Source organism: Micromonospora sp. NPDC005220 (assembly GCF_040607895.1).
In the GTDB taxonomy this organism is placed as follows: Bacteria; Actinomycetota; Actinomycetes; order Mycobacteriales; family Micromonosporaceae; genus Micromonospora.
Genome location: NZ_JBEXHP010000002.1, coordinates 110,807 through 122,035 on the forward strand (window position 1 = coordinate 110,807; position 11,229 = coordinate 122,035).

Genomic DNA, 11,229 nt, shown 5'->3' on the forward strand with positions numbered 1-11,229 from the left:
GACGCCTCAGATGTCCGCCGTCGTGGCCGCGCGTCTGAGTCTGTCCCGAACGATGTAGCGCTGGCTTTGCGTGAAGGCGCTTCCTCTGCCTCGTGCTAGGTGGGCGACCGGCTGTCGGAGCGTGAGGTGATCTTCTGCTCCGGGCGCGGTCAGTCCGAAGACCTGGTAACGCCCGTCAGTCCACCCGAGTTTACGACTGGCCTCAATGATGTCCGCGACTCGCGCGTCCCGTGCTTGGCCGGTGGCGCGTAGCCGATTGACCTCCCCGATGGTCCAGTCAACGTTGTCCAGTCGGAAGAGAATCTTGGGCACCTCGGTATGGATCTGCTGCTGCGAGTAGAAGGCCAGGTATTCCACTGGCTGGAAGGAGCGACCGGCCTGGCAAACATAGGCATTGACGGACTCGTAGAGGCTCCAAGCATCCCGCGCCGGTACTACGACGGTGTCATGTCGTGGCGAGGGTCGATCTGCATGAACCTGAGTCACCCGCTCGTTGTCGGCAAGCCAGTTCGCGGCGTCCGGGTCGGCCCAACCCAGCACGTCGATCATCTGGGAAAGTCGAAACGGCACGTCGGCGGCGAGAAGTGAGTCGTGATGAGCCAACCGATTGCGGAAGACGCGCAGTCTTTCCAAGGCGGTGACGACGTCATGCCGCTTTCCGGAAGAATGTGGGAACGCCTTGTGGATGGCTTCTCGCCAGAGTTGCTCGTGCTTGGGGCCGAGCAGGTTGACCCAGAACCCGAAGCTCAGGCCGGCGATGACCTGGTCGCGTTTTTCCTTCCTGCTGTTCTCGTTGCGCAGCCGGGTGCGGACCTGGTGAACGCTATGGTCGATGCTGTCTTGGGCGGTCTTGTTGCTGCTGATCGGCAGCAGAAACCAGGGGATCCCTCGATCGGCCTCGCGGAGGTGCCGTTGCATCGCCACATCGATGGCATTTCGGACGACGACTTCGACGTAGTGGAACGCCTCAAAGGAGGCGGCGGACAACGCTGCGTTCCACTCGTAGAGCTCACATGCCTTGCTGTGATCACCGCCGGCGGCGGCGAGATAGGAGCCGAAGCGGCCGGGGGAGATCCATTGGGGCATGATTTGCAGGTAGGGGTGCTGCACCATCGCTGCAGAATAGACCGCAAGTGTGCTGGTGTCCGGCAGGAGCAGAAGGCGTCTTACCATGTTCCGGACAAAGATAGAGCCCCAGGCGCATGCAAAAGGCAGAGGCGGACCTGGGGCGTTCGGTGCGATCGTACCGACTATCTCGTTAGAAGGCAAGGACGCTTAACTCGGACTGGGCGAAACCTCATAGTTGACGCGTACCCTGTGATCATGATCGTTCCCCGGGTGGCCATCGGCACCGACGTGCACGCGTTCGAGCCGGCCCGGCCCTGCTGGGTGGCCGGGCTGCTCTGGCCCGACCAGGACGGCCTCGCCGGGCACTCGGACGCCGACGTGGTCGCGCACGCCGCCTGTAACGCGCTGCTCTCCGCCGCCGGTCTCGGTGATCTCGGTTCGGTCTTCGGGGTGGGTCAGCCGGAGTGGGCCGGCGCCTCCGGGGTGGCGCTGCTGACCGAGACGGCCCGCCGGGTGCGGGCCGCCGGCCTGGAGATCGGCAACGTGTCCGTGCAGGTCATCGGCAACCGCCCCAAGATCGGCCGGCGCCGTGCGGAGGCGCAGGAGGTCCTCTCCGCCGCGGTCGGTGCCCCGGTCACCCTCTCGGCGGCGACCACCGACGGGCTCGGCTTCGCCGGCCGCGAGGAAGGGTTGGCCGGGATCGCGGTGGCCCTGGTGTACGACCCGTCGGCCGCCTAAGCTCGCCGCGATGTCCAGCGACCCCGCTCCCGACCAGTCCGCCGCCGACGGCTACGTCCAGCGGGCCCAACTCCTCGCCGAACTCGGCCGCTACGACGAGGCGGCCGGGGAGCTGGCCTACGGGCTGGCCCTCCAGCCGGACGACGTGTACGCGCTCACCATGCTGGCCCGGGTGCACCTGGCCGCCGACCGCCCGGCCGAGGCGCTCACCGCCGCCGACACGGCCGTGACCGCCGCGCCGGAGGCCCTGCCCCCGCTGGTCGCCAGGGGCATGGCGCTGGCCGACCTGGAGCGCTACACCGAGTCGGCGGCCACCGCCGACCGGATCCTCGCCCTCGGCCCGGCCGACGCGTACGCCCAGCGCAGCGCGGCGGCGATCCTGGCCGGCGCCCGCAACGGTCAGCCGGCGCTGAACGCGGCCTGGCGCGGCGTCGAGTTGGCCCCGCAGGAGCCGCAGGCGCACCTGGTGCTCAGCCTGGTCGCCGCCCGACTGGACCTGTTCGACCTGGCCGAGCGGGCCTACCGGGAGGCGCTGCGGCTCGACCCGCGGATCGCCGAGGCCGGCCACGACGTGGGTGTCCTACGGCTGGAGCAGCGGCGCTGGTCGGAGGCGTTGGAACATGTCGCCGAGGCGGTGACGATCAGCCCGAGCCGGATCGACTCGCCACGGACCCTCGCGTACGGGCTGCACCGCCTGGTGCTCTACGGCGCCGGCTGGTCGCTGGTGGCGGCGGTGCTGGTCGCGTTCGCGGCGTCGGCGAGCGACGGGTTCTCCCGCATCCTGGCGGTGCTCGCCGCGCTCACCGGCGGGATCGTCGTCTGGCAGCTCGCGGCCCGGCTGCCGGGGCTGACCCGGACCGTCCTGCCCGCCCTGCTGCACGCGGACCGGGCGATGGCCCTGGCGATCTACGCCGTGGCCGCCGCCCCGTTGCTGCTGCTGGTGTACGCCATGGTCGGCTCCCCATGGCCGCTGGTGCTGGCCATCGCCGTCACCGCGGTAGCCGAGTTCGCCGTCTTCACCAGAACCGCGATCCGCTAACCGCGACGCGCCCAGGTCCAGGCGTACGCCTCGTCCTCGCAGGCGCTGGCGGCGTCGCAGAGGTCCAGCGGACGGAAGGTGTCGACCATGACGGCCAGTTCGTCGAAGTAGTCCGCGCCGATGGAGCGCTCGGCGGCACCCGGCTGGGGGCCGTGGGTGAAACCGGACGGGTGCAGCGAGATCGAGCCCTGCTCGATGCCGGAGCCGCGCCGCGCCTCGTAGTTGCCCCCGGTGTAGAAGAGCATCTCGTCGGAGTCGACGTTGTGGTGGTTGTACGGCACCGGGATCGACTGCGGGTGGTAGTCGACCTTGCGGGGCACGAACGAGCAGATGACGAAGTTGGGCCCCTGGAAGGTCTGGTGCACCGGCGGGGGCTGGTGGATGCGGCCGGTGATCGGCTCGAAGTCGTGGATGGAGAACGCCCACGGGTAGAGGTGCCCGTCCCAGCCGACCACGTCGAACGGGTGCTGGGCGTAGACGTAGCGGGTCCAGCCGCGTCGGTGCCGGACCAGCACCTCGACCTCCTCGCCGTCGACGAGCAGCGGGGCGTCGGGGCCCCGGACGTCCCGCTCGCAGTACGGCGAGTGCTCCAGGAACTGGCCGCGTACGGAGAGGTAGCGCTTGGGCGGGCCGATGTGCCCGGAGGCCTCGACGGCGAGCAGCCGGACGGGCTGGTCGCCGGTGGGCACCAGCCGGTGGATGGTCGAGGTGGGGATGACGACGTAGTCGCCGGCGACCGCGTCCAGCGCCCCGAACGGGGACTCGACCCGCAGGGTGCCCGACTCGACGTAGAGGCAGTGGTCGCCGGTGGCGTCGCGGAACAGCGGTGAGGGCCGGTCGGCGAGCACATACCCGATCCGCACGTCGTCGTTGGCGAGCAGGTACTGCCGGCCGAGGATGGGGTCGGAGCCGCCGGTGTCCAGTTTGTGGGTGCGCAGGTGGCGGGGCTTGAGCGGCAGGTTGGGTGCCCGGGTGAACGCGGGCGGGGTGAACTCGTCGGCGGCCAGGATCGCGGTCGGCGCGTGCCGGTGGTAGAGCAGGGACGAGTCGGAGGAGAAGCCCTCCTGGCCCATCAGCTCCTCGGCGTAGAGGCTGCCGTCGGGCTGCCGGAACTGGGTGTGGCGCTTGCGCGGCACTTCGCCGATGCTGCGGTAGTACGGCATCTCGCCTCCCGATATGTCCCGTTCACCGGGCCAAGGCGTCCGATAATCGGACGCTGTTGTCCGTTCCTCGTAGCGTCCCGTACATTCTTGTTCCGTGTCAACGCAGGTGCCCGCACTCCTCCACGGCCTGGTCGACGACGCCGCCGTCTTCCCTCCGGGCAGCGCCGCGCTGCCCGACGCCCTGGCCGCCCACCGCCAGCACCGCGCCGCCTGGTACGCCGACCTGGTCGGCCCGCTGCTGATCCCCGCCTCGGCCGTGGCCGCCGGTGAGCTGACTGGTCTCGTCGACCCGGGCGAGGGCCTGGTGGTCGGCGTGATCGGTGACACCGGGATCGGAAACCTGCCGTTCGCGCTGTCGTTCCTCGCCCCGGACGGCGTCACCGCGCGTCAGGTCGAGGTGGCGGTCGCCAAGCGCGGTGAGGACCCGCTGCCCGGCATCGCCGAGTTGCTGCGGCTGACCGACGCGCTACCGGGCCTGGCGGCCGTCTACGCCGAGCTGCCGCTGACCTTCGGGCTGATGGGCGCGCTGGACGCGCTCGTCGCCGCGCGGGCCGACGGGGTGCCGATCGCGGCCAAGTTCCGCACCGGTGGCCTGGCCGCCGAACTCTTCCCCACCCCGACCGAGCTGGCCGCGGTGATCTGCGCCTGCCGGGACCGGGGCCTGCCGTTCAAGCTCACCGCCGGGCTGCACCAGGCGATCCGGCACCGCGACCCGGAGACCGGCTTCACCCATCACGGCTACGCCAACGTGCTGGCGGCGACCCTGGCCGCCGCCGACGGTGAGAGTGCGCGCACGGTCGCCGAGCTGCTGACCGTCGTCGACCCGCGTCCGCTGCTGGAGCGCGCGACCGCGCGGCTGGACGAGCCCCGCCCACTCTGGGTCGGCTTCGGCTCGTGCAGCATCCTGGAACCACTGACCGATCTGATCCGGCTTGGGCTGGTGAACGGGGGCTACGACGCATGACCTGGGTGACCGGCGCCGACGGTTCGCCGTACGGGGTGACGAACCTGCCGTACGGGGTGTTCCGGCGAAACGGGGGTCCGTCGCGGATCGGCGTACGGATCGGGTCCTGGGTCTTCGACCTCGCCGCGGCGGAAGCCGCCGAGCTGGTGCTGGCCGCCGGCACGCTGTGCCGGCCCGTACTCAACGACTTCATGGCCCTGGGGCGTCCGCAGTGGACAGCGGTACGCCAGCGGATCACCGAGCTGCTGACCGACCCGGCGCACCGGGCCGCGGTGGAGCCGCAGCTGGTGCCCCTGGACGACGTGGAGCTGCTGCTACCCATCGAGGTGGCCGACTACGTCGACTTCTACTCATCCGTTCACCACGCGTCGAACGTCGGGCAGATCTTCCGCCCCGGCCAGCCGCCGCTGCTGCCCAACTGGAAGCACCTGCCGATCGGCTACCACGGCCGCGCCGGGACCGTCGTCGTCTCCGGCACGCCGGTGGTCCGGCCCACCGGGCAGCGGGCGTCCGCCGACGGTCCGGTGACCGGCCCGTCGGTACGCCTCGACATCGAGGCCGAGGTCGGCTTCGTGGTCGGTGTGCCCAGCGCGCTCGGCGACCGGGTCCCGGTGGACGACTTCGCCGACCACGTCTTCGGGGTGGTGCTGGTCAACGACTGGTCGGCCCGGGACATCCAGGCCTGGGAGTACCAGCCGCTCGGCCCGTTCCTCGGCAAGTCCTTCGCCACCTCGGTGTCGGCCTGGGTGACGCCGCTGGACGCCCTCGCCGACGCCTTCGTCCCAGCCCCCGACCAGGATCCGCCGGTGGTCGATTACCTGCGGGACGTACCGCACCTGGGCCTGGACCTCCGCCTGACCGTCGAGTGGAACGGCGACCGGGTCAGCGAGCCCCCGTTCGCCACCATGTACTGGACTCCCGCACAGCAGTTGGCGCACCTCACCGTCAACGGGGCCTCGCTGCGCACCGGTGACCTGTACGCCTCCGGTACCGTCTCCGGCCCGGAGCGCGGGCAGGTCGGGTCCTTCCTGGAACTGACCTGGGGAGGGGCCGAGCCGGTCACTGTGGGCGGCGAGAGCCGTACCTTCCTCGACGACGGCGACACGGTGACCATCACGGCCACCGCCCTCGGCCCGGACGGCACCACCATCGCCCTCGGTGAGGTGTCCGGCACGATTCGTCCGGCCCGCTGAGCGGGCACCCACCATCCGTCTCGTGCACGTGACCCGTGATCGCACCGCCTGTGCGATCACCGGCCCTGGTTGATCCGTTGATCGTCCGGATTCCGTTGCCACACCGCGCAATCCGAGCCGGGCTCTGCCCGGCTGCCAGCGGTGCGGCATCCCGACGCACACGGAGGTAACGACGATGCACGATCTTGCAGGCGCGCTCTGGCGTACCAGCAGCCGCTCCAACGACCAGGGGCTCTGCGTGGAAGTGGCGGACAACCTGGTCGATGTCCATGGTCTGGTCGGAGTCCGCGACTCCAAGGACCAGGCCGGTCCCACGCTCGCGGTCAGCCCGCCGGGGTGGACGGCGTTCATCGGCGCGATTCGGGCCGGTCGCTTCGAGCGCTGACCGGCGCTTCGGCACCGGACGACGACGACCGGTGCCGAAGCGACCGCCCAATCGGACAGCGTGGCCTCCGGGTGGTGGAAATTCCGTCCCGGGGGCCCCGTCCGGCCCTCACTCCGCGTACCGTCGGGGACACGGGAGGGTGGCATGTCGACGGTGGCGATTACCGGAATCATCGAGGCGCACGCTGTCGACGTCTGGCGTCTGCTGACCGACCTGCCCGGCCGTGCGGCCCGGCTGACCGCGGCCGGCCCGATCGAGGTGCTCACTCCGGGTTCGTTCGGGCCGGGCACCTCCTGGCGTGAGGAGCGGGTCCAGCCGGGTGGCGGCACGCTCACCGAGGAGTTCCTGGTGGTGGAGGCCCTCGCGCCGCAGCGACTGGTGCTCTGTTCCTCAGGTGCCGGCGCGGACTACCGGATCACCTGGAACCTGCGGCCGGTCCGCCGCCGCCGTCGGGGTTGCACGGCGATCACCGTCACCCAGGAGGCGGTGCCGACCGCCCCGTACGGCCGGGTGGTGGCGCTGCTGCTCGGCGGGCTGGCCGCGCGGGCGGTCGAGGCGGCGCTCTGGCGTGATCTCGCCGATCTGGCCGTCGCGGCCGGTGCCACCGGCTCCGTCGAAGCCGCCTGAGCACCAGCCGGTCACCAGTCGCCGTGACCTGACCGGGGTCCGGCCCGCTCCGCTGGGTAGGGTGCCGGGCGGAGGTGCGGCATGGGGTTCCCGAGAGGCCGGCGACGGCTCGTGATCGCGGTCGTGGCGCTGCTCGCGACGGCGGCCATCGCGGTCATCGTCCACCGGGTCCTCGCGCCGGCAGAGGTGAGCACGGTGGCCCGGGGTGACTATCCGGCCCCGGCCCGACCGGCTGCCCGAGTGATCGGTCGACTTCCGGTCGCCCCGTTGATCGTCGACGGAAGACTGCGGGTGTACGCCGCACACCGCCAGGTCTACGCCGACCGGCCGGTCGACGGGCGGTACCGAACCAGCCCGTTCTGGTCGTACCGGCGCTGGCCGGCGGAGCTGACCGGGGTGGTGGCCAGCGGCAGTACGGTGGTCAGCCGCTGGTCCGACGGTCAACTTGTCGCACTCGACGCCCGAACCGGCGGGGTGCGCTGGCGTACCGACGGCCCGCAGCCCGCGAAGAGCGCGGCGCTGGTGCGGCGTACCGGGGCGGCGACCGTCTGGGATGCGCCCGGGCTCCGGCTCACCGACCTCCCCGACGGGCGGATCGTGTTGGTGGTGACCGGGGAGGCCCAGGCGCGTGGGGTCGAGCTGACCGACGGTCGGGAGCTGTGGCGGGCCGAGCTGCCCGGCAGGTGCCGCAGCGATGTCGGCACCACCGCCTCCGGGCAGCTGATCGGTCTGGACACCTGCGCCGGGGCGGCCACTGTCGAGTTCCGGGACGCGTCGACGGGCGCGGTGCGGGAGCGTTGGCGACCGCCGAACGGCCCGGACGGGTTGGTGCTGACGCCGCTCGGCTGCCGTACCGGCCGATCGGACTGTCTGGGGTTGCGGACCGCCGGGCCGGGTGACGAGGGTGGTCGGGGTTGGCTGTTGGGTGCCGGAGCGCCGGTCGCCGCTCCGGCGCTGGACCCGGCCGGCGCCGTGCTGGTCGATGAGCAGTCCGTCGCCGTGCTCGACGGGGTCGTGGTGGGTCGATCGGCGCGTACGGGCACGGAGCTGTGGCGGTCCGCGGGCCTGGGCCCGGCCCGGGTCCTGGCCGGGCAGCAGGGCCGGGTGCACCTGCTGACCGAGGCGAACGAGCTGGTGACCCTGGACCCGGCGACCGGTAGGCAGTTGTCCCGCTTCGTGCTCAACGTCGGCTCGGACGGGACCGGCTGGGCGCCGGGGGCGGTGACCGCCGAAGACGGGTTCGTCGCGGTCGAGCGGCTCCGTAAGCCGGTCGACCCCACCGGCGACGACCGCCGTTACTACTACACTGGGGAGACGGTGATCCTGGCCGCCACCTGATCGTGGCGCGCCCCACCCTCCAGGGTCGCGGGCCGTCGGTCGAACCGGGTGGGCCAGGTGAGCGCTGCGAACCCGGCCTCGCCCGTCTCCGTCAGGCCACTCGGGCAGTGAGGTTGGAGTGCTGGGGTCGCGGTTCGCCATCGCGGCTCAGACTCACCAGTAGCTGATCGGAGAACAGCAGAGCGTCGTCGCGCCGGAGGGCTGCGTGGTGAAGGGTCTGCAGCCATGATCCCGGCTCCACGCCAAACTCCCGGCGCAAGGTGGTGCGGGCTGCCGCGAAGATCCGCAGGGCCGCCGGAAGATTGCCAGCCCGGTAACACGCCACGAGCATGAGCGCGGCCGACTTTTCTCGGGTCAGATCCAGATCATCGATTTCCGGCAGCCCAGCAATGGCGGGCAGGCCGTCGCCGCTGGCGATGCGGGCGGCAGTGAGGTCCTCGGCCAAGGCGAATCGTTGCTCGCGGAGCACTGCCAAGCGATGGTCGAGCCAGCCCTGAGCGGTAACATCCTGGCCTGACGTCCCCGCCCAGAGTGCCGATGCGCTTTGCAGTGCCTCGACCGCGCCACGGAAATCCGAGCGGTTCATCGCTCGGCGGCCCTCGTTCCAGAGTTCGTTGGATCGCCCGAGGTCCAACTCCCCGTCGAGAATATCGAGCCGGTAGCCACCGTGGACGGTTGCGAGACGTTCGTGGAGTTCCGGGCTGATGTCGGCAAGAAAGCGGCGCAGTTTGGCGATGTAGGTCCGCACGTTCGCGTCCGCGGAAACTGGCGGATCACTCCAGATGGCAGCGGCCAGGGTGGCCGAACTGACGTTTTGCCCACGTCGAAATAAAAGAGCTGCGAAAATGCCCTGGACGCGTCCCTCCCGTGGGGAGTGGAAGGCATTGCCAACTGTAACGCCCGGAGAGCTGAGTAGTCGGAACATCATTGTGGCACCCCCGTTGTCGCTCACCGTCAGGGTGGGCAGCGACAGAGACGCTACATCGGCCCGCGCGCCGAGGCAACGGATGCTCTCGCCATTATTTAACGGACTTATCTAGAGGCGATCCGCAGTGGGGCAATTCGACCGCTTCGTCGCTACCGAGCTGAGGCCGTCGCACAGAGTCGCCCGTCACCTGAAGTAACCGAGGTGTGAGCAGTGGGAAGCTCAAATGACGTGGTCAGCTGATGGGCAGGCGTCGAGGTTCCAGGGCTTGATTGCGCATCCGCCACAGTCTGTCATCTCCGGGTCGACGTGCCGGGTAGGCGCCCCCTTGCCCGTTGACGCCACCACCAAGCTCGGCGATCCCAGGCGTGTAATTGGTTGTTGAACTTGACGATTCGGTCGAGCGTGCCCTGCGCTTCATAATCCGGGCGGTCCGCCCGGCCCGGTCTAATTCGGGCGGCCAGACCCGACCGCCCGCCCTCGGTCAGCCGCGTGTGCCGCGAATGTGCAGTGCTGGTGCAGCGGAGTGAAAGGCTGCAATCTCCACCGCAATACCGACCAGGGATGTGGCGATGACTAAAAAATCTGCAGGTCTGCTCCGAGCATTTCCTCTTGCTGCGACCGTCGTCGCCGCCGTGCTGCTGCCGGCAGTTCCTGCCATGGCTGCGGGCGGGGTCACGCCGGCGGCGTCTGAGGACCTCGTGCCAATCCCGGCTCCGATACCCCCAAAGGGTGAGCAGGGCCCTGAGTTTGGCACCCAGGCAGAGTACTGCACTCCGGGGACCTACCTCTACTCGATGACCAACACCACCAACACCTTCGACGCGAAGTTCCGTACGTCGGTCATCAACAACACCAGTTCGGCGAAGAGCTTCAAGTTCACCGCGACGAAGACGGGCACCACCACCTTCACGGTTTCGGTTTCGGTTTCCGCTGAGCTGAAGGCGGCAATCTTCGCCAAGATGGAAGCCACCATCAACGCCGGCGTCGAACAGAGCAACACAACGTCCTATGGTGTCGAGGTCAGCGGCACCGTCAACGCCAATTCCACCCTGTACGGCGACTATGGCAACTGGAAGGAGAACGTCAGCTGGAAGTCGCACTACGTCTACAGCAACTGCAACACGGCCTCCGAGAATTCGGGCAGCGCCTACGCGCCCTACCGCGAAGCCTGGAAGCTGTACTACTGAACCTGGGTGCCGCTCGTGTAGTGGCGTTCCGGGCAGCTTGACGACCGAGGTGAGGTTCATCAGGCTCGTCCGGCCTGGATTGGAGACACGAGATGCGTGCTAGTCGTTCCGCCGTATGCCTGGCCATCGGGATGGTCGTCCCGTTGCTGTTGGTCAGCGGCTGCACCGGTGACACGGCGAGACGATCGGTGGCGCCGTCCGAACCCCCGTCGCCCACCGGGCCTGGCCGGCCTTCCCCTACTCCAGAGGCGCCGACGGGATGGTTCCCGGCCGGCCGCGTGCTGCTGGCCGGCCCGCTGGCGGAGCAGAAGGATGTCACCATCGCCGATGTTGTGCCCAGTGGGGCCAGTTTCACGGTGTATTTCGTCTGCACCGGAGGAGGGCGAATCGCCCTGGACGTGCAGGCCGCCGATCCGCTGCGGTATCCCTGCGATGGGGTGCCCAACCGCTCGCAGGTCTTCGTCGACAAGGGCGTCTCGACCGATCTCGCCGTCGGCGTCGAGGGTGCGGCGCAGTGGCGACTGGCGGTAGTCGACGGAGCGCCCTAGCCGGTCCTGGCGGGCGGAGCAGCTGCTTGCTGCCCCGCCCGCACTGCCGTT

Annotated in this window: 12 protein-coding genes; 9 read left to right on the top strand and 3 right to left on the bottom strand. The window is 69.8% G+C overall.

Annotated features, from left to right (window positions below; translation table 11 throughout):
- Window positions 1–6: 6 nt before the first annotated feature.
- Complete coding sequence (locus ABZU52_RS01500; protein ID WP_354969136.1) at window positions 7–1,113, bottom strand: hypothetical protein; 1,107 nt, start codon at window positions 1,111–1,113, stop codon at window positions 7–9.
- Window positions 1,114–1,320: 207 nt separating this feature from the next.
- Here ABZU52_RS01500 and ispF point away from each other — a divergent pair, with 207 nt between their 5' ends.
- Both ispF and ABZU52_RS01510 read left to right on the top strand, forming a co-directional pair.
- The gene (gene ispF, locus ABZU52_RS01505; RefSeq protein WP_354969232.1) at window positions 1,321–1,806 is read left to right on the top strand and encodes a 2-C-methyl-D-erythritol 2,4-cyclodiphosphate synthase; all 486 of its coding nucleotides are present in this window, start codon (window positions 1,321–1,323) and stop codon (window positions 1,804–1,806) included.
- A 10-nt stretch (window positions 1,807–1,816) separates the two neighbouring features.
- Window positions 1,817–2,845, top strand: a complete 1,029-nt coding sequence (locus ABZU52_RS01510; RefSeq protein ID WP_354969137.1) for a tetratricopeptide repeat protein — start codon at window positions 1,817–1,819, stop codon at window positions 2,843–2,845.
- Here the strand turns inward: ABZU52_RS01510 and ABZU52_RS01515 are convergent.
- The gene (locus ABZU52_RS01515; protein WP_354969138.1) at window positions 2,842–4,008 is read right to left on the bottom strand and encodes a homogentisate 1,2-dioxygenase domain-containing protein; all 1,167 of its coding nucleotides are present in this window, start codon (window positions 4,006–4,008) and stop codon (window positions 2,842–2,844) included. The genes ABZU52_RS01510 and ABZU52_RS01515 overlap by 4 nt on opposite strands.
- Before the next feature lie 94 nt (window positions 4,009–4,102).
- On the opposite strand from ABZU52_RS01515, the gene ABZU52_RS01520 reads away from it, so the two are divergent.
- The 5 genes from ABZU52_RS01520 (at window position 4,103) to ABZU52_RS01540 (ending at window position 8,515) form a co-directional block, all read left to right on the top strand.
- Complete coding sequence (locus ABZU52_RS01520; RefSeq protein WP_354969139.1) at window positions 4,103–4,972, top strand: hypothetical protein; 870 nt, start codon at window positions 4,103–4,105, stop codon at window positions 4,970–4,972.
- Complete coding sequence (fahA, locus tag ABZU52_RS01525) at window positions 4,969–6,165, top strand: fumarylacetoacetase (protein WP_354969140.1); 1,197 nt, start codon at window positions 4,969–4,971, stop codon at window positions 6,163–6,165. The genes ABZU52_RS01520 and fahA overlap by 4 nt, the downstream gene beginning before the upstream one ends.
- 175 nt (window positions 6,166–6,340) lie before the next feature.
- Window positions 6,341–6,550, top strand: a complete 210-nt coding sequence (locus ABZU52_RS01530) for a DUF397 domain-containing protein (RefSeq protein ID WP_354969141.1) — start codon at window positions 6,341–6,343, stop codon at window positions 6,548–6,550.
- A 144-nt stretch (window positions 6,551–6,694) separates the two neighbouring features.
- Window positions 6,695–7,177 (top strand): SRPBCC family protein, encoded by a 483-nt coding sequence (locus ABZU52_RS01535; protein ID WP_354969142.1) that lies wholly within the window; start codon window positions 6,695–6,697, stop codon window positions 7,175–7,177.
- 81 nt (window positions 7,178–7,258) lie between these two features.
- Complete coding sequence (locus ABZU52_RS01540; RefSeq protein ID WP_354969143.1) at window positions 7,259–8,515, top strand: PQQ-binding-like beta-propeller repeat protein; 1,257 nt, start codon at window positions 7,259–7,261, stop codon at window positions 8,513–8,515.
- Window positions 8,516–8,606: 91 nt separating this feature from the next.
- Here ABZU52_RS01540 and ABZU52_RS01545 read toward each other — a convergent pair whose 3' ends face one another.
- Entirely contained in the window at window positions 8,607–9,443 is an 837-nt protein-coding gene (locus ABZU52_RS01545; RefSeq protein ID WP_354969144.1) for a BTAD domain-containing putative transcriptional regulator, read from the bottom strand.
- Between the two features lie 569 nt (window positions 9,444–10,012).
- Between ABZU52_RS01545 and ABZU52_RS01550 the strand changes: the two genes are divergently transcribed.
- Window positions 10,013–10,630 (top strand): hypothetical protein, encoded by a 618-nt coding sequence (locus ABZU52_RS01550; protein WP_354969145.1) that lies wholly within the window; start codon window positions 10,013–10,015, stop codon window positions 10,628–10,630.
- Between the two features lie 278 nt (window positions 10,631–10,908).
- Complete coding sequence (locus ABZU52_RS01555; RefSeq protein WP_354969146.1) at window positions 10,909–11,178, top strand: hypothetical protein; 270 nt, start codon at window positions 10,909–10,911, stop codon at window positions 11,176–11,178.
- Window positions 11,179–11,229 lie beyond the last annotated feature (51 nt).

Excerpts from the sequence above, each read along its gene's own strand:
- ABZU52_RS01500 (WP_354969136.1), bottom strand. The coding sequence starts at position 1,113 with ATGGTGCAGCACCCCTACCTGCAAATCATGCCCCAATGGATCTCCCCC.
- ABZU52_RS01545 (WP_354969144.1), bottom strand. The coding sequence starts at position 9,443 with ATGATGTTCCGACTACTCAGCTCTCCGGGCGTTACAGTTGGCAATGCC.
- ABZU52_RS01535 (WP_354969142.1), top strand. The coding sequence starts at position 6,695 with ATGTCGACGGTGGCGATTACCGGAATCATCGAGGCGCACGCTGTCGAC.
- fahA (WP_354969140.1), top strand. The coding sequence starts at position 4,969 with ATGACCTGGGTGACCGGCGCCGACGGTTCGCCGTACGGGGTGACGAAC.
- ABZU52_RS01530 (WP_354969141.1), top strand. The coding sequence starts at position 6,341 with ATGCACGATCTTGCAGGCGCGCTCTGGCGTACCAGCAGCCGCTCCAAC.
- ABZU52_RS01550 (WP_354969145.1), top strand. The coding sequence starts at position 10,013 with ATGACTAAAAAATCTGCAGGTCTGCTCCGAGCATTTCCTCTTGCTGCG.
- ABZU52_RS01515 (WP_354969138.1), bottom strand. The coding sequence starts at position 4,008 with ATGCCGTACTACCGCAGCATCGGCGAAGTGCCGCGCAAGCGCCACACC.
- ABZU52_RS01510 (WP_354969137.1), top strand. The coding sequence starts at position 1,817 with ATGTCCAGCGACCCCGCTCCCGACCAGTCCGCCGCCGACGGCTACGTC.
- ABZU52_RS01540 (WP_354969143.1), top strand. The coding sequence starts at position 7,259 with ATGGGGTTCCCGAGAGGCCGGCGACGGCTCGTGATCGCGGTCGTGGCG.